The following is a 24,119-nucleotide window of genomic DNA, read 5'->3' on the forward strand; positions in this document are numbered from 1 at the left end:
GTGAGTGATTCTAAACCGGTAGAAATGACGAAATATTGGTTTGATGAATCAACAGCAGTAGAGCAAGAGTCATTTACTGAGTGGGCCTTTGCAAATCGTAAAGCAATCAATAGTCCATTAGCGAGCACATCAAAATCTCTTGAGATGTTGACGTATTGGTATGAGAAATCGTCAGTAGAAGATAAGTCGACTATTTTAACGTGGCTACTTAATAAATAATGTAATTTATCTTATCTATAGTGATCGCTTACATTGGTATTTGTTAAGCGGTCCGCTTCCTTTCTTTATCTCTTCTTGAACTTAACCTCACTCAATCATTGTAGATTTACCTTATGGTGCTAAAATAGCGCATAAATTACATGGTGCTGACAGATTCAGCTCAACCTCTTCAAAAGGTAATATCGATGACGGTTAAAACACGTTTTGCTCCAAGCCCAACAGGCTACCTTCACGTTGGTGGTGCACGCACTGCACTTTATTCATGGCTTTTTGCTAAAAACAAAGGCGGCGAATTTGTACTTCGTATTGAAGACACAGATTTAGAACGTAACTCTCAAGAAGCGGTTGATGCAATTCTTGAAGGCATGAAGTGGATGGGAATGGAGTGGGATGAAGGTCCATACTACCAATCTAAGCGTTTTGATCGTTATAACGAAGTCGTGGATCTATTGCTTTCTGAAGATAAAGCATACAAATGTTATGCTTCAAAAGAATTGCTTGATGAAATTCGTACAGAGCAAGAAGAAAATAAAGAGATGGCTCGCTACGATGCAAACCATCCTAAAATTGTTGCCGCAAATGCCGCAGCAAAAGAAGGCGATGCTTCTGTTATTCGCTTCCGTAATCCAAAAGAAGGCAGTGTTGTCTTTGATGACCAAATCCGTGGTCGTATTGAAATCTCAAACAGCCAATTAGATGACTTGATCATTCGTCGTACTGATGGTGCACCAACGTATAATTTCGTTGTTGTCGTTGATGACTGGGATATGGGTATTACTCAGGTTATTCGTGGTGAAGATCATATTAATAATACACCTCGTCAAATCAATATCTATGAAGCACTTGGTGCTCCAGTACCAATGTTTGCACACTGTGCAATGATTCTTGGTGATGATGGCGCTAAATTATCTAAGCGTCATGGTGCGGTATCGGTAATGCAGTATCGTGATGAAGGCTATCTACCTAATGCACTAAATAACTATTTAGTTCGTCTTGGTTGGTCTCATGGTGATCAAGAAATCTTCTCTCAAGAAGAAATGATTAACTTGTTTAGCCTAGATGCAGTAAGTAAATCAGCGTCGGCGTTTAATACTGATAAACTTCGTTGGTTGAACAACCATTACATCAAAACATCTGAACCAGAATATGTAGCTAACTACCTACAATGGCATTTAGATCAAAAAGAAATCTCTTTAGACAATGGCCCAGCAATTACTGACGTTATTACTTTAGTTAGTGAGCGTTGTAATACATTGATTGAGCTTGCTGACCAATCTCGTTATTTCTACGAAGACTTCGAAGCATTTGATGCTGGCGCAGCTAAAAAACATCTACGTGGTGTTGCCAAAGGTCCTCTAGAATTAGCGCTTGCTAAAATTGAAGCTCTACAAGAGTGGACAACAGAGAATCTACATAACGTCATTGAAGAAGTTTGTGCAGAGCTAGAAATCGGTATGGGTAAGATTGGTATGCCTTTGCGTGTAGCCGTTACTGGCGGTGGTCAATCACCATCAGTTGACGCTGTAATGCAGTTAATCGGAAAAGAACGAGTCGTTACTCGAATTAAGATGGCGTTAGCATTTATTGCTGAACGTGAAGCGAACGCTTAATTCAAATACGATTAAATTAAAAAACCGCTGATTTCAGCGGTTTTTTTTGTGCTAAAGAATGCTTTTAATTGTCCCTTCCGCTGCTTTACACAGTGTTGCATATGTCATAACTACTGTGCCATCAGTTTGTTCACAGGACACTTTCGGACCTATTTCTGTTGAGCCTTCTAAAGCGAATACATTAGACGAAAAGGCAGCAATTAAAATGGCTAATAATCTATATTTCATGATGTTATCCTCAACAATACGTTTATTGATATATCCATGGTAGTTATTTATTTTCGCATATCCATTGCTTATTTAAATATAGTTGTGAATGTAATATTGTAAATATTCAGTTGGAAATTACATCGAATTACATTTATGCAGATAATTATCTTAAGTGATTGGATCAATTAACGCATCGACAATACAATTTCGACCATTCGCTTTGGCTTGATATAATCCTTCATCTAAAACGAAGTAGATTTGGTCTATATCCGTCATTGATTCTTCAATATACATCCAAGAAAAGCTTGCCGTAATCGCTAATCTTTTTACATCTAACGTCATGAATGTTGATTGTTCGAGTTCAACTCTTAATTTATTTATTAACCTAGAGCATTCCAACTTTGACAGGTTTTTTAAGATAATCATAAATTCCTCCCCCCCAACACGACCGATTTCATGAGGGAATGAGAGGTGTTTTTGTAGGACGATTGATAAGTGCTTTAAAGCTAAATCACCATTTGGATGTCCGTGTTCATCATTGAATTGCTTGAAATTATCAACGTCGAGCATGATTAAGGCCATTTCTGAATGAGGTGTTTTTAATGTCGACTTAATTTTATTAAAAATAGAAGCCCTATTATTTAGGGTTGTTAATGTATCTTTCTCTGTGAGTAAACGAAATTTTCTTCGTGAGTACGTCATATAGAGAGTAAATAAAAATAAAAAGATAAAGCATAAAAAAAGTAGGTTACGATTTTGCTTTGTTTTAAGTAATTCAGTTTGTTGTTGTTTTTTATTGTTCTCTGAGTTTTGGATAATAATTTGACTTTCAAGGGTGTTTCTACGTAACTCTAATGCTTCGTAAGCTTGTTGTTCTTTATTATGGTTTATCCATTGCTGTAATGCTTCATACGATAAATGACTCTCTAGTGCCGCTTCAAATTTCCCCATACCTTTTAATATCTTTGCTTGATGCAAATAGGATGAAGCAAGTAAATTTTTACTTTCTGTTTTTTTTGCTTTATTAATCGCCAAATTTATCAGTTCTAATGCTTTGTTAGGGTGTTGGTATTCCAAATAAATACGACTCAATGATTGATATGTATTGATGATTAATTTGGCATTTTTTTTATCTTTAAGTGTCGATAAGGCTAAGTAAAGGTATTCAATACCTTCATCAAAAAAACCTTCTGCAGTTAATATTTTGCCATGAACTAAGTAAGCAGAACCTAAGCCTATTTTGAACAGTCCGCTATTAAAGTGCTCAATAGCCCGCAGAGAAAATAATTTTGCTTTATCTAGTTGTCCTTTTTTTAAATATAATTCAGCTAAATCAGTTTCTGTTTGTGCTACTTTTTGAGCAATATTTCTGCTTTTTCTAATCTCTAGTGATTTTAATAAATACAATTCACCTGAATTTAATTTACCCATAGAGATAAGTAAGTTTCCAATGTTATTAAAGGTAGTGTCATTAATATCATAGGGCTGACTTAGCTTTATCACTTCCTCACTGGCTTTTAATGCTTTGGTGAAATTATTCATTTCTTGGTAGGCAAGTGCAAGCAATCGATAGGGCCACTTAAGGTCAATATAATGATTGGTTGATGTTTTTATATTTTGTATAGCGCTCTGACAATAAAATTCGCCGAGATAAAGCTGACCTAACATAAGATTATATTTACACAGTTGTATATTAAAAATTGCATCTAGGTCAGGGTCATCAAGTTTATCGGCTTGTTGGTAGCTCTGAGAGGTAAGAAAAAAGGCATTTGATATTTGGGCTTGATCTTCAAGATTCATCGCTTTAACAATGGCATATTCAACTTGAGAGTAAGGATTAGCTGTGGGGGATGGTAAAGGATATTCACCGCCTCTGCGTGTTATGAAACCATGCATGCGAAGGGCGACATAAACCCGTTCTGCGCTAGGTTCAAGGCCATTATAAACGTCTTCTAGCATGATTAAAGCGAGATTAGGATCTTGAATTCTTGCTTGGTGGTAGTCTTTTTTCCAAGAGTCAGACTCCATTATTGAAATGGCATAGGAAGAAAAAGACACCATTAACCAGAGAGTTAATAGTGTCATCAATTTTAACGATGTGGACATAATAAGCCAGTTGGAATGATGTTCTAATTATTTTGAAATGATAACGTAATGGCAAACGGAAAACGATGGGCAGGATCGCGTTAATGGAAAAACAGCCTCAGGGCTGTCTTTCCATAAGATAAATGCGAGTAACTTATTATTTTGGTGTGACTTTATGCATAACATCACCAATTTGAATGCTGTTAATTAATTGAGGTTGATTAACGATTAATTCAGCATTTTGTTCATAAACGCGATCAACCGTTAATGTTATATTCGTTTTGGCTACCTTATTACGAGGCAAACCATTTTGATCAATGAATGCACCAGTGTGCCATAAATCCAACGTATCGCCTTTTTTAACACCATGAATACGACCTAGATCCATCGTGATACGATTGTTATTAATATTTACTACTTGTGGCAATGTCATTTTACAAGCGAATTTATTTTCTAAATCGAGCATCATGTCACGATTAACACGAAGCACCATTTCACCAAAAGCTGAAGTCCAAAAACGAGCACTTTGTGTATCGACTTCGCTGGTTTTAGGGAAATCCCATTGAGCAACATCACGATAATTATTGCTGTAAACCGTTTGTCCTGTTTTCCCATCAATGACGGCAACGTCAATTGCAAACTGACGATTAATGGTGTCTTTCTTTAATAAATTTTGTTCAATGGTTGCACTTAAATCTGTAATTTGACCAGAGTAAATATATTGAGCCCCATGATCTTCGGCAATCATTTTAGCGACTTCTGGTTGACGTTTATCAATGCGGATATGAGACGTACCGACAGACACAAAGCTTTGTGATTCTTTATCTAACTGTCTAGCGAATATGGTGCTGAGATCTTCACCCATCTGATAAACCTTTCCCATAACCGCTTGTTGTGGGGAGTCTATCGTGATTTCGCTTGTCATCACTGTTTTTTTGTATTGCCCAATATGGCAACTGTTTGCCGAAGGGTAAATGTCAATACGAGTGGTAACGTACAGCTTGCCGTTTTTCTTTTTTTCTTTAATCACTTCAATACTACGAACTTCAGTTCCGCTAAATTGATAGTGTTTATTATCGTTTTCTAAAAAGACACGAAGATCTTTTAGGCGGCTAATATCGGCCCCTGAGAAAAGCATCGCTTGGTAAGCGGCATCTTCTAGTGCATGAGTTCTTGCCGCATTTTTACTGGTAAGAACACTTGCAGAACCTGTGACCTCGAACCACTCGGCATTAACCTGTGCGGTGTAACACATTGTAAATAAAGAGGTAATTAAATAAATTATTTTTTTCATCGTTACTATCTGCCAAATGGGTATGAAATTTGCTAACTAATATTTGTTGATTGATAAAAGTACTTACAAATTGCGTTTATTAGACTATAGCAAGTTTTGTTCCTAGTTTGAGTTTTAAGCTTTTATTAGGAGAAACAGTAAGTATATAAAAACATTATCTGGAGATAATAGAATGAGAGTTTTGGTTGTAATGTTACTGTCTATGGTAATAAGTGCTTGTGCTTATTCACCTATTTATAATGGTAAAGAACCGTTTAATGGCAGCCCATTTATGTTAGCTGATACGCCTAGACATACGATGGATTATTTTATTGAAAGTTTAACTGAACAGTTGATTACGTCTAACACGACGCTATCAGCACGTTCTCCAATTGCGATTACTTCTTTTGTTGATTTACAGCAGATGGATCAAACGAACTGGTTAGGTAACTCTGTAACTGAAGGGTTTATTTTCCAACTGCAACGTCGTGGCTTTAAAGTTATTGATTATAAAACAACAGGAAACATCAGAGTTACTCAGCAAGGTGATTTTGCGTTTAGCCGTGATTGGAAAGAATTAGTTCAAGAGCAGCAAGTTGATTATGTATTAACGGGAACCATGCTTCGTCAAGATGGTGGCGTATTAATTAACGCTCGTATTATTGGAATGCAAACTCGTGTTGTTGTTGCTTCTGCACAAGGCTTTTTACCTGCGGATCGAATTGGCCGTGATTTAGATACATTAAATACCATGAGAATGGAAGATGGCGTTTTAATTCGTTCTGATGTCGAAAAAGCAGATCGCAATACTATTATTTTACGTCCATAGGAGATCTAATGATGAAGCATTGGTTTTTATTAGCATTATTAGTCTTAGTGGGTTGTCAGCCTTTAGGTGTAATGCGTGAAAGTGATCATTTGAATGCGGTTGGTTATGCGAGCATTAGTGAGCAAGCCGGCAAGAATATTGATGAACAACGAATTCGCGCAATGCGAGCATCAAAAGTTGATGCGTATCGAGAGCTTGCAGAGCAAGTCTACGGAATGCGTATCAGCGGTAAAGTTGAGATGAATGATCAACAACTTGGTGAAGAATCAACAACTGCAGGTGTGGATGGTATTATTCGCGGCGCAGAAGTGATCAGAACATACTTAGTTGGAGACAGCTACGTAACTGAGCTGAAATTAGATCTTAAAAAGATGGAACGCATGAAAAACCAAGGTCAGGTTTATGATGTGCCATCAACACAAAGAAAAACAACCTTATTTTAAGGTAATACTCTCATTCAACATCATTTTGCCCTAGGTATTAATACCTAGGGCTTTTTTATGTCAATCTTGAAAGAGAAAGATTGTTAATACCTATTTAATAAAAATGGTTATCATCGGTTAAATAATAAATATAATTTAAAATGCGTAATATTCCGCATTATTAACTTTTCCTAGTATAAAGTTTGCCACCTGTTGAGATAGTTTATGTTTTTAATTAGGTAGTTAAGGAATATTAGGTTGATATGGTTGTTTTTATAAGCTGGATTTATGTGTCTTTATGCATTGGTGTTTCTATCATCGCGCATAGCCAAGAGCGTTCAGCGCCTGTTTTTTTTCTTATGTCTTTAATACTTACACCTATTGGTGGTTTTTTGATCACACTCTTCCTGACAAAATCAGATAAGCGTCATTATAAGAATTAAAGGGAATAATAGAGTGGTCTTGATGCAGAGAAACAATAGTCACATTGTTTCTAAATAGGGAAGGCGCAGGGTTATAAGTGACAAATTGGGCGGTTCTATAGATGAGTTAACCGAGATTGGTTACGCTTTTATGTTTGTACCAAGTGTCGTTATGTTACGTGTTTGTCCTTCAGCAGTATAAGTCATGCCATTTTTCCCACGACTTTGTTGCATAAGATTATTTAACTTATTAAAACTTAGTTGGGCGCGCTGAAGTGCTTCCCCATTGATTTCATTTTCTTGTTTACAATCATGAATAATTGATTTTATTTCCGTTACTTTTTCATTTAACGCGCTATCTTCAGAAAGCAGCTCTCTTTCTGTATGGCTACCTAATAACTGATCATATTGACGTAGTTGGTTTAGCAAGCCTAATTTATCATGAGCAATGCTTTCCATATCCGCCGATTTTCTACTTGCTATCGCATATTTCTCTCGACTAAGAACCGTCGAAAGAGATAAAGCGACACTGCGTTGTAGATTTAATAATTCAGTTAATGTTTGTGCCATATTGTCTCTGTATACTTTTATTGGTTATCTTAAAGAGACTAACCAGCCTAGGTTATAGGCCAGCCAGTTCATCTTCAAATTTGATAATATTGTCAGCTAGACGTTCTGGATCAACAGAATACGATCCATTTGCGATAGCTGCTTTTATTGCCGCTACTTTGTCTGCGTTAAAAGAAGGTTCTGTCGCTAACTGTTGATGCATTTGGCCAATTTCTTTACCTTGGTTACTTAAAGAAACCGCATCTGCTTTTGCTGACATTGCCGGTGCTGCACTTGCTGGAGCTTTATCACCAGAGTCAACACGAGCTTGGCTGCGTAGCGTTGACATTGCCTGGCTAGCACGTAATTGGTCAATACTTGTCATAATATTCAAGCCTTTTCGCCGATTAAAACATTTTCTTAATGGATATATCGGCTGTCAAAAAAATAACTTAAGTAAATAATGAAGTTTTTTGACGCTTTTTCATTATTTAAAAACTGTTGTTAAACTAAGCATAAATAATGCCAGTTTCCACTTATCGGCGGTGTGTTAAGAAAGTTTAGAGGAAATATCCATTAAATTTAAGTCAAATTAACATTCTGACTTAAAACCGAATACTAATTTCACCTACCGCAGTAACAACGCCATTGATGATGCGTTTAGATTTGTTATTTTGGACGTTTACATTATCGCCTAAAGCCGCATCACCCAATGCTGTTCCTTTGGTTAGGATACTTAATTCCCCTTTTACCGCTTTAATTATAACACTGTCATTGCGACATACCATGCAGATGTCGTTTTTTTCAACAACATCACCGGCTCGAACGCTGCGTTTAATTCGTGACCCAATAAGATCATTCGTATTAATATAACCGCCTCGGCGATACGTTCGGCTGTTGACTAAGGTTAAATTTAAGTCATTTGCGCTGAGTGTGAGTCCTTTTGACAGGGACGTTGCCGCCGTGACTAAAGGCATCATTAGCTCCGCTTTTACAGGGACATAGACCTTCCAATCATCTGCGATACATTCAACTAATACGGACGTATTACCACTGGAATTAAGTCGACCGGGTAAAGACGGCATTAAAGGTTCTGGACAGTCTGTCGCATGAATTCTACTATCTATCCGCGCGGACTCAAGACTTAATGTGCCGTTACTCGGTACTTCAATTTGAGATTCAAGAAAAGACTCTGCAGAGTCTTTAATTGCTTCAAGTTGCTCATCTGTGGCAGCATACGCATTAGTATTAAAGAAACTTATAAATATGCCGATAAAGCTTATAAGTCGATAAAAAGTGATTTTGTTATCACGCTTTTTAATTATCATCATATTTTTATTATAAAAGGCCATATGGTACATCGTGTTCTTAATGGGTTTATGTTAGGCTCGCGGTTTATTTATCATGGCACAAGATGGAGTCATATATGACAGGCATACTGGATTCGGTGAATCAGCGCACACAACTTGTAGGGCAAAACCGTTTAGAACTACTTACTTTCCGTCTTATGGGACGTCAACGTTATGGTATTAACGTTTTTAAAGTAAAAGAAGTATTACAGTGTCCGAAGTTGACTTCAATGCCAAATTTAAATCCATTAGTAAAAGGAATTGCTCACATTCGAGGTCAAACGATCTCTGTGATTGATTTAAGTCTTGCAACTGGTGGGCGAGCAACAACAGATATTGATAAGTGTTTTATCATTATTTCAGAATTTAACCGTACCATTCAAGGCTTCCTTGTTAAGTCTGTTGAGCGTATTGTTAATATGCATTGGGAGGCAATTTTACCGCCACCACAAGGCACTGGACGAGCAAACTACTTAACCGCAGTAACAAACATTGATGATGAATTAGTTGAAATCTTAGATGTAGAAAAGATTTTAGCTGAAATTGCACCTATTGATGAGACCATGAATGAAGAATTGGTTGAAGAAATGGCGTCGATCAGTCCAGAAGTGGTTCGTAGAGTATTGATCGCTGATGATTCAAGTGTCGCTCGTAAGCAAGTGCAACGTGCCGTCCAATCGATTGGTTTTGAAACTATCATGGTAAAAGATGGTAAAGAAGCATTAGATAAATTAGTCGATATGGCAAATGCAGGTAGCGTATACGAACAAATTGGTTTGGTTATTTCTGATGTAGAAATGCCTGAAATGGATGGTTATACACTAACGGCAGAAATTCGTCGTGAACCAGCATTGAAAGATCTACACGTTATTTTACACACTTCATTAAGTGGTGTTTTTAACCAAGCGATGGTTGAACGTGTCGGGGCAAACCAATTTATTGCGAAGTTTAACCCTGATGAATTAGGGGCTGCTGTTAAAAGAGCGGTTGAGAAGTAGAGCCTGTCTGTTATTTTGTCACCTGTAAAGTAAGGTGACATTCATTTTATTATTTGGAAATTTATTCGTTAATGACAACTATAACTATCAACGAACAAGAATATCGTGATTTTAGCCGATTTCTTGAGTCTCAATGTGGCATTGTCCTTGGTGACAGCAAGCAATATTTAGTGAGAAGCCGACTGAGCCCTTTAGTTGCTAAGTTTTCATTAGCTTCATTATCCGATTTATTAAAGCAAGTTATTGCTGGCAGAAATCGTGAATTGCGTGTTGCTGCTGTTGATGCAATGACAACGAATGAAACATTGTGGTTTAGAGACGGCTATCCGTTTACCGTATTGGCTGAAAAATTATTGCCAGAATTTGCTGCTAATCGTCGTCCATTGAAAATTTGGTCAGCGGCGAGTTCGTCAGGCCAAGAAGCGTATTCAATGGGAATGATTATTTCTGAGATCCAAGCGCGTAAACCCGGTTTCTTACCTAATATCGCGATTACGGGGACTGACATTTCACCATCAATGCTTGATACGTGTAAAGCTGGGGTTTATGACAATCTTGCGTTAAGCCGTGGATTGTCACCAGAGCGTCGTCGTGCATTTTTTGAAGATGTGGGTGATGGTAAGATGAAGATCAACGATAAAATTCAACGTATGGTTAATTTTCGTCCTCAAAATCTAATGGACAGTTACAGCTTACTTGGTAAGTTCGACATCATTTTTTGTCGTAATGTATTGATCTATTTTTCTCCAGATATGAAAGCCAAAGTATTAAATCAAATGGCGGCAAGTCTTAACCCTGGCGGGTATTTATTGCTTGGTGCTTCGGAATCGTTAACAGGATTAACCGATAAATTTGAAATGGTACGTTGTAATCCAGGTATTATTTACAAACTAAAATGATCTAAATTGATTTATTTTTGAACAAAAAGCGGCTTTGGCCGCTTTTTTTGTGCCTCAAATTCAGGTTAGGCATGTTAATTGCTTTATTTTTTGTCAGTAGTATCGTCAATCTGCTTGTTAAGTAAAAAGTTGGCATACAGGTTGCAATATAGAATTTATATATACTGCTAGTCAGTTCTTGTGGAGGTTTTGAAATGGCAATTTCTTTTGATAAAGCATTAGGTATTCATCAGTACACCGTTGGAGTTCGCTCTCAACGTGCTGAAATGATAGCGACTAATATCGCTCAGGCGAATACTCCTGGCTATAAAGCAAAAGGAATGGACTTTCAAAAAGCAATGCAGTCGGCAACATCAAAGGCAAGCATGGGTCTTAGTCGTACGGATGGTCGGCACATTAATGCCTCAACACGAGTGGCAGGGGAAATTCAATACCGTCTTCCTACCCAACCTGATACAGGTGATGGAAATACGGTAGATGTGGATTTGGAGCGTAATTTATTTATGCAAAACCAACTTCGTCATCAAGCATCATTAGAGTTTTTAGGCAGTAAATTCAAAAATCTCACCAAAGCAATTAAAGGGGAATAGAGATGAGCTTATTTAATGTTTTTAACGTTGCAGGTTCTGCAATGAGTGCAGAGTCAGTTCGTCTCAACACCACTTCAAGTAACATGGCAAATGCGGACAGTGTCAGTAGCTCAGCTTCTGAAACCTACAAAGCTCGTCACGCTATCTTTGGTGCAGAATTGAGTAAAGCTAAATATAAACAAGACTTTACAGTACCTGTAAAAGTGCTGGGTATTGTTGAAAGCCAAAAACCGCTACGTGCTGAATATAACCCCGATCACCCTATGGCAAACGACGATGGTTATATTTTTAAACCAAACGTTAATGTAATGGAAGAAATGGCAAACATGATTTCTGCTTCTCGTTCATACCAAACGAATGTGCAAGTTGCAGATGCAGGCAAACAAATGTTGCAGAGTACTCTGCGAATGGGTCAATAAGGATAGGAGGTAGCTATGACTGGAATCAATAACGTTGGTCAACAAGGCTTGTCCTACATCGACCAGCTTAAAAGTCTTCAAGAGGCGAACAAGCCTGAAAAGACAACTGGCGGTAAAAATGAACTGAAGCAAGAAGACTTCCTTGCATTATTAACCAAACAGTTGTCTCAACAAGACCCATCTAAGCCGGTTGAAAACGATCAAATGATTGCGCAAATGGCATCATTTGCAACCGTTGATGGTATTGGCAAGATGAATAAGCAGTTCGATAGCTTAAATACATCAATGACATCTAACCAAGCATTACAAGCGTCTTCGCTTGTTGGTCGTGATGTGCTAGTACCAGGTGCTAAAGGCTTAAAAGAAGCTGATAAAGGTATGGCGGCAATGGTTAAATTGCCTAAAGCGATTAATAGCTTATTGGTTCGTGTTGAAAACGAACAAGGCCAATTAATTCGTACCTTAAATGTAGGCGCTAAACCAGCCGGAGACTCACGTGTTGAGTGGGACGGTAAAGATGATAAAGGCAATGCAATGCCTGCTGGCCGCTACAGCATTAAAGCGGCTGGTGTGCTAGATGGAGAAAACAAAGAATTTGGTGTATCAACATACGCTAACGTCAACAGTGTTCTTCTAGGCAAAGGCAATGGCAATGTTTTGCTTAATCTTGCTGGTTTTGCTTCACCGATGAAATTAGCCGAAGTGCTAGAGATCGGCAAAGCATAAAATGGCGAATATTCAGTGCAGCATTAATTGCTGCCTGAATACTCGTATTTATTGTTAAAAATTATTAAAACATAGAGCTATGCCAATTCCTTTAACATTCCCAAATGATTGTGATCGTTAATGGAATTGGAAAATAATCAGCGTAGCTAGATAGGAGATATTAAATGTCATACGTAGCATTAAGTGGTCTATCCGCTGCTCAAAAAGATCTAAACACAACGTCAAATAACTTGGCAAACGCCAACACCTTTGGCTTTAAAGAGTCTCGTGCAGAATTTGGTGATGTGTATTCGTCGTCATTATTCTCAAATACTAAAACCACAACTGGTGGTGGCGCGCAGACAACTAAAATTGCTCAGCAATTCCATGAAGGGTCTAGTATTTATACGAATAACCCAATGGATTTACGTATTTCTGGGCAAGGTTTCTTTGGTGTAGCAAAGGATCGTCTTCAGCCTGGAACAAATGAGTTGAGCCGTAATGGTGCGTTTCATTTAGATAAAGAAAATTACGTAACAACATCGAATGATGAATTCTTATTGGGTTACGAAGTCGACCCTGAGTCGGGTAATGTGTCATCTTATCAGCCAAAAGCACTTAAGATCCCAGATCAATTTGGTAAGCCAAGAGCCACTGAAAATGTTGATATTGGCATGAACTTGCCAGCATCAGAAGTGCCAAAAGATCCGGCTCTTTTTGATATGAATGATCCTGATACGTTTAATAAATCAACCTCAGTGACAACGTACGATTCATTAGGTCAACCATACAAAATGACCACGTATTATGTGAAAGACGCAACGCAACCAAACCGTTGGAACGTGTTCTATTCTTCTACGGATACGGAAGGTGAAAAAGCGGTTAACATTAATGCGGGTGACGCAACAAATGCGGCAGGCCAAGTAGGCCACTCAATCGTATTTAATAATGACGGTACAACCCAAAGTGTGAATGCTGGCCAACCAGTGACTACAACACCTTTAGGGGCGAATGGTCTTAATATGAATGGTGCGGATACGCAACAAACATTAACCATGAAGTTTGATAATCCAACTCAGTTTTCAGCACCGTTTGAAATGCGTCGCTTCAGTGAAGATGGTGCAACAACAGGTTATTTATCGAAAGTAGATATTGATAAGAGTGGTAACATTGTTGGTTCTTACTCAAATGGTAAAGACGTCACGTTAGGTCGTGTTGCGATGGTTCGAGTAACCAACCAACAAGGTCTTGCTCAGAATGGCGGCACGCAGTGGTCGACTACTCAAGCGTCTGGTGCGGCAATTTGGGGTGAAGCAAACCAAGGTTCATTTGGTGATATTCAAAGTGGTACGTTAGAGCAATCAAACATTGATATGACTCAAGAGCTGGTTGATTTAATCTCAGCGCAACGTAACTTCCAAGCGAACTCTCGTGCATTAGATGTGCACAACCAGCTACAACAAAATATCTTACAAATTCGATAAGCTAATTGAATTAATAACGCTAAAATTGCCGTCTACTTTGACGGCAATTTTTTACCCGATACTATTGCCTCTTCCTCTCCATTCTTTTCCTCTTCGTATTTTTATGCCTACGTAAACCGAACGCCAATACAGTTAACCTATTGATCTATAGATCATAAAAAACTTGGCACACTCATTGCTATACTGAGTGTAGATAGATTTTTGGAGTTCATTATGGATCGCGCATTATTTTTAGCCATGAGTGGCGCTAAGCAAAACATGCAAGCTATGCAGCTTAGCTCAAACAACCTTGCCAACGTAAGTACGACTGGTTTTCGTGCTGATTTAGAGCAAGCGCGTGCAATGCAGGCGTATGGTGAAGGTTTGCCTAGTCGCGTATTCAGCATGACTGAACGCCCGGGACAAAATTTTGCACAAGGTTCTGTCATCACGACGGGCCGCGATTTAGATTTAACCATTGAAGGTGATGGTTGGATTTCAGTAATGGACAACACTGGCCGCGAAGGGTTGACCCGCGCAGGCAATCTAAAAATTGATGAGACAGGCTTGCTAATGAATGGCAGTGGCCATTTGGTGATGGGCGAAAATAATGCGCCGATTACTTTGCCGCTTCCAATTTCAAAAATTCAAATTGCAAAAGACGGTACGATTTCAGTATTAGAGCAAGGTGCACCAGCAGAAGCCATGGCTGAAGTCGACCGCATTAAATTAGTAAAAACAGATAACCGTGATTTATTCAAAGATACGAATGGTTTGTTCCGTTCTAAAAATCCTAATAATGCATTCCAAGCCGACGCTAGCGTGACGGTGCTTAAAGGTGCATTGGAAGGCAGTAACGTAAATGCCGTAGGTGAGATGACCAATTTAATTGATTTGCAGCGTCAGTTTGAAATGCAAGTCAAGATGATGAGTACTGCTGAAGAAATGGATAAAGCTTCAAGCTCATTATTACGTATGGGTTAATTGAACAATTAACTTGATTAACTTTATACATTAAAAAATTTATAGGAATACAAAATGAATCCAGCATTATGGGTAAGTAAAACAGGCTTAGACGCACAACAAACCAACATCGCGACTATCTCAAACAACTTGGCGAATGCTTCAACAGTTGGTTTTAAAAAAAGCCGTGCTGTTTTTGAAGATCTGTTTTACCAAAACGTAAACCAAGCCGGCGCTCAATCAACACAAAACACAGAGCTTCCAACGGGATTAATGCTTGGTTCTGGTTCTAAAGTTGTGGCAACACAAAAAGTATTTACTAACGGTAATGCACAAACCACGTCGAACGGCATGGACATGATGATCGAAGGTAAAGGCTTTTTCCAAATTACAATGCCAGACGGCAACCTTGGTTATTCTCGTAACGGTCAATTTACGTTGAACTCTGAAGGCGCAATGGTTACAACCGGTTCTGGTTACCCTTTAGAACCAGAAATTGTGGTTCCTGAAGATGCAATTAACGTGACCGTTGGTACAGATGGCGAAGTATCTGTTCGTTTACGTGGTCAACAAGATAACCAAGTGATTGGTCAAATTACGACGGTTGATTTCATCAATCCAGGTGGTTTAGAACCTGTAGGCCAAAACCTTTACTTACCAACGGGTGCAAGTGGTGATCCTCAAGAAGGCACGCCAGGTTTAGAAGGCTTAGGAGCGATTCGTCAATCTATGCTTGAAGCATCAAACGTAAACGTAACCGAAGAATTGGTAAACATGATTGAAGCGCAACGTGTTTATGAAATGAACTCTAAAGTAATCTCTGCTGTTGATAAGATGGCAAGCTTTGTTAACCAACAATTATAATTGGTGATTAGGATGAAACGTCTTCTTTGTTTACTGCTATTAACTACCTTGACTGGGTGTGGATCTTTCTTGATTCAGAATCCAAATTTACAAGAAAATGAAGTGACTTCAGCGACCACCAACGTGGATGCAGTTGAGGGTGACAAAGAAGAAGATACGGGCATTATCGATACGCTTCGTGGTCGTAGTGAGCCGATTTCAGGTGATCCAGCGTGGGCGCCGATTCATCCAAAAGAAAAACCAGAACATTATGCAGCCGCAACGGGCTCATTGTTTAATGTGGATCATGCACAAGACATGTACGATGACACTAAGCCACGTGGTTTAGGCGACATTGTTACCGTTATGCTTGCTGAAAATACCAAAGCGGCAAAAAGTGCCGATGCAGAATTATCAAAGAAAAATGATTCAAGCATGGACCCTCTGCAAGTGGGTGGTCAAGAGTTGCAAGTGGGTGGGCAGTATAATTTCTCGTATGAGTTATCTAACGATAATAAATTTACAGGTAATACGTCTGCGAACCAAAGTAACAGCTTAAGTGGTTCCATTACGGTGGAAGTGATTGAAGTGCTTTCTAATGGTAACTTATTGATCCGTGGAGAGAAGTGGTTAACCCTAAATACTGGGGATGAATACATTCGTCTTAGCGGCACGATTCGTCCGGATGACATTGCTTTTGATAACACAATAGCCTCAACCCGTATTTCAAACGCTCGAATTCAATATTCAGGCACGGGTGATCAACAAGATATGCAAGAACCTGGATTCTTGGCACGATTCTTTAATGTAGCACTATAATAATGACGAATCGTTGGAGTTTTGACGTGAAGAAAAACCTAGTTACCTTAATTCTTACTTGGTTATGCCTAAGTATCTCTACTGCACAAGCGGCACGTATTAAAGACGTGTCAGAAGTTGCAGGAGTTCGTAGTAACCAATTAATCGGCTATGGTTTGGTTTCTGGTTTACCGGGAACGGGCGAATCAACGCCATTTACCGATCAAAGTTTCAATGCCATGTTACAAAACTTTGGCATTCAATTGCCACCAGGCACAAAACCAAAAACGAAAAACGTAGCAGCAGTGATGGTCACTGCGACATTGCCAGCTTTTGCAAAGCAAGGTCAAGTGGTTGATATTACGGTTTCATCTGTTGGTTCAGCAAAAAGCTTACGTGGTGGTACATTATTACAAACCTTCTTAAAAGGCTTGGATGGAAAAACATACGCCATTGCACAAGGTAATTTAATTGTGAGTGGTTTTAGTGCAACCGGTGCTGATGGTTCTAAGATTGTGGGTAATAACCCAACAGTCGGCCGTATTTCTGGTGGTGCAATGGTTGAGCGTGAAGTTCCGTCGCCATTCGGTCGTGGTGATTTCATTACCTTCAACTTACTAGATTCAGATTTTACAACCGCTCAACGTATGGCTGATGCGGTCAATAATTTCCTTGGCCCTAATATGGCTTCAGCGGTTGATGCGACTTCTGTTCGAGTTCGAGCTCCCCGAGATATTAGCCAACGAGTTGCGTTTTTATCTGCGGTAGAAAATGTTAACTTTGACCCAGCAGATGGCTCAGCAAAAATTATTGTGAATTCTCGTACTGGTACGATTGTGGTTGGTAAACACGTTAGATTAAGAGCGGCCGCAGTGACTCACGGTGGAATGACAGTAGCAATCAAAGAAAACCAACAAGTGAGTCAACCGGGACCATTTGGTAATGGTAAAACGGTTGTAACACAAGACTCTGACATCGAAGTAACCGAGAAGCAGGGTAAGATGTTTAAATTTGAACCGGGCTTAACGTTAGACGATTTGGTTCGAGCGGTGAATGAGGTTGGTGCAGCACCATCCGATTTAATGGCAATTCTTCAAGCGTTGAAACAAGCAGGCGCAATTGAAGGCCAACTGATCATTATTTAAGTTTGATTTCAATGATTCTAAAAACGCACTTTTTTGAGGTGCGTTTTTTTATGTTTGTTATTTACAAAATTAGCAGCACGACGACTTGGCATTAAACTTGCTCTAGTTAATAGAGTGTTAGTTGGCCTGATTTTAAATAATAAGTGTGACGATGAATAATTCAGTAAATATGACAGACGTTGGCTTTATCCACGATGTGGGTGGCCTAGATAAATTACGTAAAAGTGCGGTAAATGGCGATCAAGAAAGCCAAGACAAAGCCTTGCGTGCGGCGGCTGTGCAGTTTGAATCGATCTTTACACAAATGCTTTTTAAATCAATGCGTAATGCTAATAGTTCATTTAAATCAGACATGGTGAGCAGTGATAATCAAAAGTTCTTTGAACAAATGCGTGACGACCAAATGTCGACCGAATTATCAAAGCAAGGCTCGCTAGGATTAGCGGATATGATTGTTGCACAACTTGGTGCCTCACTAAATCAAGAACCACCAGTGCACAATGGCAAGAATTTAGAGCAAAATGCACGAGTGGCAATGCGAAGAGCGGCAACGGATGAAACATTGCGTTTGCCTGCAGAGCATCAACCCCTGTCTGCGGCAAAACAAGCGTCACAAACCGAATCACCATCGGCCGTTAAATTAGAACAAATGCTAGCGGCAAGACAAATTCAACAGCCTGAGAAGTTTGATTCACCTCAGCAATTTGTTGATACGATGAAGCCATACGCTGAAAAAGCGGCAAAGGCCTTAGGTATTGATTCAAATGTATTAATCGCTCAGGCCGCATTAGAAACTGGCTGGGGTAAGAAAGTTATTAAGAATTCAGTGGATTCAAGCCATAACTTATTCAACATTAAAGCAGACAGAAGCTGGCAAGGCGATAAGATCGCTAAAAATACGTTGGAATATCACGATAACATTGCCGTTTCAGAGAATGCCGCTTTCCGTTCATACGACAATTATGAAGAAAGCTTCAGTGACTTTGTGCGTTTCTTAAATCAAAATCCACGTTATGAACGCGCATTGCAACAAACACAAAGTTCAGAAAGCTTTATTAAAGGCATTCACAGTGCGGGTTATGCAACGGATCCTAATTACTCAAGCAAAGTAATGAGCGTAATGAAGACGGTTGAAGACTTACTAAAATAATCGCTCACAATGTAATCTCTTGAATCCTGCCTCTTAAATCTAAGTGGCAGGATTTTTTTATTGCCGCTTATAAAAGGAAAGAGGCAAAGAAAGGTGAGCGAGAGGATAAAAAGAGGCAATCGTTTCCCATAGTTTCAGTGGTGCCTCTTTATCTTGTTGATAATTAACAAAATAAAAGTTGGCACATTGATTGCTATATTAGATTTGTTAGGAAATTTTACTGCATCTTTTATAGAGTTTTTTGGAGGCTACATGGGACTTGATCTGCTTAATCTAGGTACACAAGGTGTGCTTACGGCGCAGCGTCAACTGAATACGACCAGTCACAATATTAACAACGTTAATACTGAAGGCTTTAGTCGTCAATCGGTAGTTCAAGAAACAAATATGCCTCATTGGGTGTCAGGTGCAAACCTCGGCGCAGGCGTGCATGTTGCCGCTGTGCGACGTTCGTTTGATCAGTTCGCAACCAATGAACTGAACCTATCGACAACCAATCTAAATTACTCGATGGATACAGAAGCAAATCTTGATGTTCTTACGAATATGATGTCGTCTATTGGCGCTAAACGTATTCCTGAAAACATTAATGATTGGTTTGATGCCGTAAAAACGCTTTCTGATAGCCCTAACGAAATCGGCGCACGTAAAGTCGTCCTTGAAAAATCACGTCTTATTTCACAAAGCTTGAACGACTTTTATGAAAATGTACGTCAGCAAAATGCCGACGTAAATAAAAAGATGGATCTTACTGTAGAGCGTATGAATGGTATTGCTCTAGAGTTAAAAGACATTAACAAGATGATGGTTAAGACCCCTGGTCCGCACAATGACCTAATGGACCGTCATGAAAAGTTAATTAAAGAGCTGTCTCAATACACAAAAGTAACGATCACAAAACGTGATAATGAGAATTCATTCAATGTCTTAATTGGTGGTGGGCACATGTTAGTGTCTGGTACTGAATCAAGTCAATTGAAGATGATTCAAGGAACGCCTGACCCATTACAGCGTCGACTAGCGATGGTTGAAGGCAATGGTGTTAAAGCCATTCAGCATGACAGCATTGGCGGTAAATTATCGTCATTGTTTGAGCTGCGCGATAAAACGATCCCTACAATTATGGATGAACTAGGCCGAGTAGCCGTAGGCTTCAGCAGTGAAGTTAACCGTTTACAAAGCCAAGCCATTGATTTACGTGGGCAGGTCGGTGCAAATATTTTCTCTGACGTAAACTCAGAACAAGCCGTTCGTAGTCGTGCCATTATTTCAGGTGATTCTTCAGCAGAAATCGGTGTATTTATTGACGACATCAGCTTATTGAAAGCCGGTGATTACGCCCTTAAATACGATGGCAGCCAATATACGGTGACCCGACCTACAGGCGAAGTACAACGCTTAGACCCAACCGGTAACCCATCGACCTTTTTCTTAGATGGCATGCGAGTAGAAATTCGCGAACCACTAAGTGCTGGTGAGCGTATATTACTTCGTCCAACCCGTCTTGCGGCTGGCGACATGAAGCTTGAAATGAATGAAGCTGAGAAAATTGCGGCACAGAGTTATGCGAGCTCTGCAACGTTTGCGACAGGTAATGCGAAATTTAAAGTATTACAGTCAGGCGACTTAAAAGAGTTCCAAGTTGTGATTTCTCCAGCAGCGAATCAATTTGCTGTGTTAGACATGAAAGGCAAAATGTTACTTGAGCCACAAACCTATCCGCCAAAAGGTCCAGTGACTGTTGGTGGAACTACGTTTGAATTGTCTGGTGGTGCTGCCGCAAATGATAAGTTTGCAGCAAACCTCGTTCCATCAGAAGGGGATAACGGTAACTTGTTGCTAATGCAAGGTCTGCAAACTCGTAAGGTCATGGACGAAGGCCGTTCAACGGTGATCGACTTGTACCAAAACGTAAATACAGAAGTTGGCCTTAAAAAAGCAACCGCCACTCGTTTAACTGAAGTTGCACGTGTAGAGACCGAAGCGGCACAAAGTCGCGTTGCGTCTGTTTCTGGTGTTAACTTGGATGAAGAAGCAGCAAACATGATGAAGTTTCAACAAGCTTACATGGCGTCTTCTCGCATAATGAAAGCGGCAGATGAAACGTTTAATACAATTCTGCAATTATCGTAACTAAGAGGCATCAGATATGTTAAATCGTATTTCAAGCTTTCATAATTACCAATCAGTGCAGAATGATATTTCTCGACAAGAAGTGAAATTGCATCATAACAGTGCACAATTGGCTTCAGGTAAAAAGCTATTAACGGCAGGGGATGATCCTGTTGCTGCGTTATACGCACAAAATTTAACGCAGAAAAAAGAAGAATTACGTCAATACAGCGATACCATTGTATTAGCTCGTAACCGTTTAGAGCGTCATGAAGTTGCGATTGCGAATGCTGAACAATTTGCCGATGATGCTAAACGTAGTGTTATGGAAATGATTAACGGTTCTCTTGCACCAGAAGACCGCTATGCTCACGCCCAAGACATTAAAGGGATTGCTGATAACTTTTTAAATCTAACCAATATGTTAGATGAATCAGGCAATTACTTATTCTCAGGAACTAAATCAAAAACTCAGCCTTTTTTTAGAGCAAATGATGGAACAGTGACCTACGCGGGTGATGACTACCAACGTAACTTAAAAGTGTCAGGTTCAATTGAAGTGGCTGTAAATGATGCTGGTAATAAGTTGTTTACTGAGATTAAAAATCCATTTGGTGATTACGACCCACAATATGCACTTCAAGAAGGGTCCGAGTTATTGCTGTCAAAAGCAAAAAATATGGATTATACCGATACGTCAACTTACCAAGTCGCTTTTAGTGCTGCAGACAATGGGCAATACAATTACCAGTTATCTCAAGATGGCAGTGTCGTAAAAAGTGCCCAATTTAATCCAGCAGAAGGGATTAAATACGAAGGCGTTGATATTCAGGTTCGTGGGCAATTAAAAGCGGGCGATACTATTACATTAGAACCAAAGAAAACCATCAGCATTTTTGATGCGTTTAAAAAAGCACAAGAACTATCAATGAAAGATGTTTCTGATGCGTCTAGCACGGCTGAATTACACCAAGTGACTGAAGAGTTTCATGCGGCGTTTATTCATTTAAGCCAAGCAAGAGCAGAAGTAGGTACTAGACAGAACACGCTTGACCAACAAGAATCACAACATCAAGATTTTGATTTAACAATTTCAAAATCATTAAGCTCAATAGAAGATCTTGATTACGCTCAAGCAGTGATTGAATTTAATGAAAACACCCGTGCGCTTCAAGCTTCACAGCAAGCGTTTGGTAAAGTAAAAGACATTACTTTATTTAATTACGTGTAACGGACATTCATTTGAAATAAAAAAGCCCAGTAGAAATGCTGGGCTTTTTTATTGATTGCTAACTGATTGAATTATCAGTTTTTTGCATGGGAATATCGTTGCCGCTTCATTGATTTTGTTGCCGCGTAAATGAGAAATTCCGTGATTAAATACACGTAATTTTTCACTAAAATAAAGAGTAATAACCTTACTATCTAATGATGACCATGAAAATTGTATTGATTAAGTCATTGAAAACAAATTAATTGTCAGTTTATTTTAGTATTACTTTCTTTTTTTAAGAAAACTGGCACATCTTATGCTATCTAATAACTATGACTGAGTAGTTCACAGTTTGCCAATGGTAAATGGTGGCATAGCAGTTGCAAAGTAGAGTTCGAAGCTTTGCTTTTGTATGTTAGTCCTTATTTTGTATTTCTACTGATTTAGTATGAGTACGAATATGAATTTGTGACATTGATAATCATTGGCCAATTGTGGCTAATATTAACTATGAATTTTAAATATTTCTGAATAGAGCAGAAATTGATTTCGTGAAAACGAAGCCGAAGGAGAGCAACCATGGCTGTAAATGTAAATACTAACGTAGCTGCGATGACTGCACAGCGTTACTTGAATAACGCAACAAATGATCTAAATAATTCAATGGAGCGCTTGTCTTCAGGTACTAAAATCAACAGCGCAAAAGATGACGCTGCTGGTCTACAAATTTCTAACCGTTTAACAGCTCAGACTCGTGGTCTTGATGTTGCTATGCGTAATGCGAACGATGGTATTTCTATCGCTCAAACGGCTGAAGGTGCGATGAATGAATCGACAAACATCCTTCAACGTATGCGTGACTTGTCATTGCAAGCGGCAAATGGTTCTAATTCAAACCAAGATCGTTCTTCAATCCAAGAAGAAGTACACGCGCTATCTGATGAATTAAACCGTATCGCTGAAACAACGTCATTTGGTGGTCGTCGACTACTTAATGGTCAATTTGGTGAATCTGCATTCCAAATTGGTGCAAACTCAGGCGAAGCTATTCTTATTAAACTGCCATCTGTACGTTCTGATGACGACAGCATGGGCGGTCAGCGTTTTGTTTCTGAAAACGGAAAAACAGCTGAGTGGAACGTTGAAACGGGTAAAAACGACTTAAAACTTGAGTTTACTACGAAGAAAGGCGAAGCGGTTTCTATCAATATCAATGCTAAAGCAGGCGATGACATTGAAGAACTAGCAACGTACATCAATGGTCAATCAGACAAGATCTCTGCGTCTGTTGGTGATGAAGGTAAACTGCAACTGTTTGTTGCTGAACCATCAATTGAAGGTGAATTAGCGGTTTCTGGTAATCTTGCTTCAGAGCTAGGTTTAGCTGGCGGCGTTGGTACTAAAGCAACGGTTGATAAACTGGACGTAACGTCTGTTGGTGATGCACAAGTGTCTATCGGTGTTATCGATTCAGCGCTTGCTTACATTGACCGTGAACGTGCTGATTTAGGCGCGAAACAAAACCGTCTAGGTCACAGCATCAACAACTTGTCTAACATTCAAGAGAATGTGTCTGCTTCTAATAGCCGAATCAAAGATACTGATTTTGCTAAAGAAACAACAAACATGACAAAAGCACAAATCCTTCAGCAGTCTAGTACCTCTATTCTTGCTCAAGCGAAACAGTTACCAAACGCTGCACTAAAATTACTGCAGTAATAGTAACGAACAACAGTCATTAAGATTGAACAAGAGGTGCTCTCATCTCTCATCAACCTCTTGTTCAACTGATTGTTGGCAAGCTTTAGGTAACTGGTTTTTTGTGGTTCTTCTCACAGATCTCCTCATAAAAA

Annotated in this window: 23 protein-coding genes and 1 pseudogene; 18 read left to right on the forward strand and 6 right to left on the reverse strand. The window is 39.1% G+C overall.

What is annotated here, in order from left to right; translation table 11 throughout:
* Together AACV33_RS14820 and gltX are read left to right on the forward strand one after the other, a co-directional pair.
* Positions 1 to 219 (forward strand): annotated as a pseudogene (locus AACV33_RS14820) (hypothetical protein); the annotation flags it as partial.
* A 185-nt stretch (positions 220 to 404) separates the two neighbouring features.
* A complete protein-coding gene (gene gltX / locus AACV33_RS14825; RefSeq protein WP_012550846.1) occupies positions 405 to 1,829 on the forward strand; it encodes a glutamate--tRNA ligase in 1,425 nt (474 codons plus the stop codon).
* A 51-nt stretch (positions 1,830 to 1,880) separates the two neighbouring features.
* Here the strand turns inward: gltX and AACV33_RS14830 are convergent, their stop codons facing one another.
* The 3 genes from AACV33_RS14830 to AACV33_RS14840 all read right to left on the reverse strand — a co-directional run bounded on the left by AACV33_RS14830 (position 1,881) and on the right by AACV33_RS14840 (position 5,418).
* Complete coding sequence (locus tag AACV33_RS14830; protein WP_012550845.1) at positions 1,881 to 2,057, reverse strand: hypothetical protein; 177 nt, start codon at positions 2,055 to 2,057, stop codon at positions 1,881 to 1,883.
* A gap of 150 nt (positions 2,058 to 2,207) precedes the next feature.
* Entirely contained in the window at positions 2,208 to 4,145 is a 1,938-nt protein-coding gene (locus AACV33_RS14835) for a GGDEF domain-containing protein (RefSeq protein WP_182700368.1), read from the reverse strand.
* A 136-nt stretch (positions 4,146 to 4,281) separates the two neighbouring features.
* Positions 4,282 to 5,418 carry a flagellar assembly protein FlgT gene (locus AACV33_RS14840; protein ID WP_017021175.1) on the reverse strand — a complete coding sequence of 379 codons (1,137 nt, stop codon included), beginning with the start codon at positions 5,416 to 5,418 and terminating at the stop codon, positions 4,282 to 4,284.
* A gap of 172 nt (positions 5,419 to 5,590) precedes the next feature.
* Between AACV33_RS14840 and AACV33_RS14845 the strand changes: the two genes are divergently transcribed.
* Positions 5,591 to 6,226, forward strand: coding sequence for a FlgO family outer membrane protein (locus AACV33_RS14845; protein ID WP_012550841.1), 636 nt, complete (start codon positions 5,591 to 5,593; stop codon positions 6,224 to 6,226).
* Positions 6,227 to 6,234: 8 nt separating this feature from the next.
* On the forward strand, positions 6,235 to 6,669 hold the full coding sequence (locus tag AACV33_RS14850; RefSeq protein ID WP_012550840.1) for an LPP20 family lipoprotein: 435 nt from the start codon (positions 6,235 to 6,237) through the stop codon (positions 6,667 to 6,669).
* Between the two features lie 542 nt (positions 6,670 to 7,211).
* Here the strand turns inward: AACV33_RS14850 and AACV33_RS14855 are convergent.
* The 3 genes from AACV33_RS14855 to flgA form a co-directional block, all read right to left on the reverse strand.
* A complete protein-coding gene (locus AACV33_RS14855; protein ID WP_017021173.1) occupies positions 7,212 to 7,640 on the reverse strand; it encodes a flagella synthesis protein FlgN in 429 nt (142 codons plus the stop codon).
* 52 nt (positions 7,641 to 7,692) lie between these two features.
* On the reverse strand, positions 7,693 to 8,004 hold the full coding sequence (flgM, locus tag AACV33_RS14860) for a flagellar biosynthesis anti-sigma factor FlgM (protein WP_017021172.1): 312 nt from the start codon (positions 8,002 to 8,004) through the stop codon (positions 7,693 to 7,695).
* Between the two features lie 220 nt (positions 8,005 to 8,224).
* On the reverse strand, positions 8,225 to 8,950 hold the full coding sequence (gene flgA, locus AACV33_RS14865) for a flagellar basal body P-ring formation chaperone FlgA (protein ID WP_241802806.1): 726 nt from the start codon (positions 8,948 to 8,950) through the stop codon (positions 8,225 to 8,227).
* 95 nt (positions 8,951 to 9,045) lie between these two features.
* On the opposite strand from flgA, the gene AACV33_RS14870 reads away from it, so the two are divergent.
* The 14 genes from AACV33_RS14870 (at position 9,046) to AACV33_RS14935 (ending at position 23,985) form a co-directional block, all read left to right on the forward strand.
* Positions 9,046 to 9,966, forward strand: coding sequence for a chemotaxis protein CheV (locus tag AACV33_RS14870; RefSeq protein ID WP_012550836.1), 921 nt, complete (start codon positions 9,046 to 9,048; stop codon positions 9,964 to 9,966).
* A gap of 71 nt (positions 9,967 to 10,037) precedes the next feature.
* A complete protein-coding gene (locus tag AACV33_RS14875; RefSeq protein ID WP_012550835.1) occupies positions 10,038 to 10,865 on the forward strand; it encodes a CheR family methyltransferase in 828 nt (275 codons plus the stop codon).
* Positions 10,866 to 11,059: 194 nt separating this feature from the next.
* Positions 11,060 to 11,455 carry a flagellar basal body rod protein FlgB gene (flgB, locus tag AACV33_RS14880; protein ID WP_012550834.1) on the forward strand — a complete coding sequence of 132 codons (396 nt, stop codon included), beginning with the start codon at positions 11,060 to 11,062 and terminating at the stop codon, positions 11,453 to 11,455.
* Positions 11,456 to 11,457: 2 nt separating this feature from the next.
* Positions 11,458 to 11,874 carry a flagellar basal body rod protein FlgC gene (gene flgC, locus AACV33_RS14885; RefSeq protein ID WP_012550833.1) on the forward strand — a complete coding sequence of 139 codons (417 nt, stop codon included), beginning with the start codon at positions 11,458 to 11,460 and terminating at the stop codon, positions 11,872 to 11,874.
* 15 nt (positions 11,875 to 11,889) lie between these two features.
* Positions 11,890 to 12,600 (forward strand): flagellar hook assembly protein FlgD, encoded by a 711-nt coding sequence (flgD, locus tag AACV33_RS14890; protein ID WP_012550832.1) that lies wholly within the window; start codon positions 11,890 to 11,892, stop codon positions 12,598 to 12,600.
* A 164-nt stretch (positions 12,601 to 12,764) separates the two neighbouring features.
* The gene (gene flgE, locus AACV33_RS14895; protein WP_017021169.1) at positions 12,765 to 14,063 is read left to right on the forward strand and encodes a flagellar hook protein FlgE; all 1,299 of its coding nucleotides are present in this window, start codon (positions 12,765 to 12,767) and stop codon (positions 14,061 to 14,063) included.
* A gap of 213 nt (positions 14,064 to 14,276) precedes the next feature.
* Entirely contained in the window at positions 14,277 to 15,026 is a 750-nt protein-coding gene (locus tag AACV33_RS14900) for a flagellar basal body rod protein FlgF (RefSeq protein ID WP_017021168.1), read from the forward strand.
* A gap of 54 nt (positions 15,027 to 15,080) precedes the next feature.
* Complete coding sequence (flgG, locus tag AACV33_RS14905) at positions 15,081 to 15,869, forward strand: flagellar basal-body rod protein FlgG (RefSeq protein WP_012550829.1); 789 nt, start codon at positions 15,081 to 15,083, stop codon at positions 15,867 to 15,869.
* Between the two features lie 12 nt (positions 15,870 to 15,881).
* Entirely contained in the window at positions 15,882 to 16,667 is a 786-nt protein-coding gene (flgH, locus tag AACV33_RS14910) for a flagellar basal body L-ring protein FlgH (protein WP_012550828.1), read from the forward strand.
* Positions 16,668 to 16,669: 2 nt separating this feature from the next.
* Positions 16,670 to 17,791, forward strand: a complete 1,122-nt coding sequence (locus AACV33_RS14915) for a flagellar basal body P-ring protein FlgI (protein ID WP_017021167.1) — start codon at positions 16,670 to 16,672, stop codon at positions 17,789 to 17,791.
* A 151-nt stretch (positions 17,792 to 17,942) separates the two neighbouring features.
* Positions 17,943 to 18,941 (forward strand): flagellar assembly peptidoglycan hydrolase FlgJ, encoded by a 999-nt coding sequence (flgJ, locus tag AACV33_RS14920; RefSeq protein ID WP_182700369.1) that lies wholly within the window; start codon positions 17,943 to 17,945, stop codon positions 18,939 to 18,941.
* A gap of 252 nt (positions 18,942 to 19,193) precedes the next feature.
* Positions 19,194 to 21,074 carry a flagellar hook-associated protein FlgK gene (gene flgK, locus AACV33_RS14925; protein ID WP_017021165.1) on the forward strand — a complete coding sequence of 627 codons (1,881 nt, stop codon included), beginning with the start codon at positions 19,194 to 19,196 and terminating at the stop codon, positions 21,072 to 21,074.
* Between the two features lie 16 nt (positions 21,075 to 21,090).
* Positions 21,091 to 22,284 (forward strand): flagellar hook-associated protein FlgL, encoded by a 1,194-nt coding sequence (flgL, locus tag AACV33_RS14930; protein ID WP_065610946.1) that lies wholly within the window; start codon positions 21,091 to 21,093, stop codon positions 22,282 to 22,284.
* A gap of 561 nt (positions 22,285 to 22,845) precedes the next feature.
* The gene (locus AACV33_RS14935) at positions 22,846 to 23,985 is read left to right on the forward strand and encodes a flagellin (protein ID WP_012550823.1); all 1,140 of its coding nucleotides are present in this window, start codon (positions 22,846 to 22,848) and stop codon (positions 23,983 to 23,985) included.
* Positions 23,986 to 24,119 lie beyond the last annotated feature (134 nt).

Source organism: Aliivibrio sp. SR45-2 (genome assembly GCF_963890165.1).
In the GTDB taxonomy this organism is placed as follows: domain Bacteria; phylum Pseudomonadota; class Gammaproteobacteria; order Enterobacterales; family Vibrionaceae; genus Aliivibrio; species Aliivibrio salmonicida.

Excerpts from the sequence above, each read along its gene's own strand:
- gltX (WP_012550846.1), top strand. The coding sequence starts at position 405 with ATGACGGTTAAAACACGTTTTGCTCCAAGCCCAACAGGCTACCTTCAC.
- AACV33_RS14830 (WP_012550845.1), bottom strand. The coding sequence starts at position 2,057 with ATGAAATATAGATTATTAGCCATTTTAATTGCTGCCTTTTCGTCTAAT.
- AACV33_RS14835 (WP_182700368.1), bottom strand. The coding sequence starts at position 4,145 with ATGTCCACATCGTTAAAATTGATGACACTATTAACTCTCTGGTTAATG.
- AACV33_RS14840 (WP_017021175.1), bottom strand. The coding sequence starts at position 5,418 with ATGAAAAAAATAATTTATTTAATTACCTCTTTATTTACAATGTGTTAC.
- AACV33_RS14845 (WP_012550841.1), top strand. The coding sequence starts at position 5,591 with ATGAGAGTTTTGGTTGTAATGTTACTGTCTATGGTAATAAGTGCTTGT.
- AACV33_RS14850 (WP_012550840.1), top strand. The coding sequence starts at position 6,235 with ATGATGAAGCATTGGTTTTTATTAGCATTATTAGTCTTAGTGGGTTGT.
- AACV33_RS14855 (WP_017021173.1), bottom strand. The coding sequence starts at position 7,640 with ATGGCACAAACATTAACTGAATTATTAAATCTACAACGCAGTGTCGCT.
- flgM (WP_017021172.1), bottom strand. The coding sequence starts at position 8,004 with ATGACAAGTATTGACCAATTACGTGCTAGCCAGGCAATGTCAACGCTA.
- flgA (WP_241802806.1), bottom strand. The coding sequence starts at position 8,950 with ATGATGATAATTAAAAAGCGTGATAACAAAATCACTTTTTATCGACTT.
- AACV33_RS14870 (WP_012550836.1), top strand. The coding sequence starts at position 9,046 with ATGACAGGCATACTGGATTCGGTGAATCAGCGCACACAACTTGTAGGG.
- AACV33_RS14875 (WP_012550835.1), top strand. The coding sequence starts at position 10,038 with ATGACAACTATAACTATCAACGAACAAGAATATCGTGATTTTAGCCGA.
- flgB (WP_012550834.1), top strand. The coding sequence starts at position 11,060 with ATGGCAATTTCTTTTGATAAAGCATTAGGTATTCATCAGTACACCGTT.
- flgC (WP_012550833.1), top strand. The coding sequence starts at position 11,458 with ATGAGCTTATTTAATGTTTTTAACGTTGCAGGTTCTGCAATGAGTGCA.
- flgD (WP_012550832.1), top strand. The coding sequence starts at position 11,890 with ATGACTGGAATCAATAACGTTGGTCAACAAGGCTTGTCCTACATCGAC.
- flgE (WP_017021169.1), top strand. The coding sequence starts at position 12,765 with ATGTCATACGTAGCATTAAGTGGTCTATCCGCTGCTCAAAAAGATCTA.
- AACV33_RS14900 (WP_017021168.1), top strand. The coding sequence starts at position 14,277 with ATGGATCGCGCATTATTTTTAGCCATGAGTGGCGCTAAGCAAAACATG.
- flgG (WP_012550829.1), top strand. The coding sequence starts at position 15,081 with ATGAATCCAGCATTATGGGTAAGTAAAACAGGCTTAGACGCACAACAA.
- flgH (WP_012550828.1), top strand. The coding sequence starts at position 15,882 with ATGAAACGTCTTCTTTGTTTACTGCTATTAACTACCTTGACTGGGTGT.
- AACV33_RS14915 (WP_017021167.1), top strand. The coding sequence starts at position 16,670 with ATGACGAATCGTTGGAGTTTTGACGTGAAGAAAAACCTAGTTACCTTA.
- flgJ (WP_182700369.1), top strand. The coding sequence starts at position 17,943 with ATGAATAATTCAGTAAATATGACAGACGTTGGCTTTATCCACGATGTG.
- flgK (WP_017021165.1), top strand. The coding sequence starts at position 19,194 with ATGGGACTTGATCTGCTTAATCTAGGTACACAAGGTGTGCTTACGGCG.
- flgL (WP_065610946.1), top strand. The coding sequence starts at position 21,091 with ATGTTAAATCGTATTTCAAGCTTTCATAATTACCAATCAGTGCAGAAT.
- AACV33_RS14935 (WP_012550823.1), top strand. The coding sequence starts at position 22,846 with ATGGCTGTAAATGTAAATACTAACGTAGCTGCGATGACTGCACAGCGT.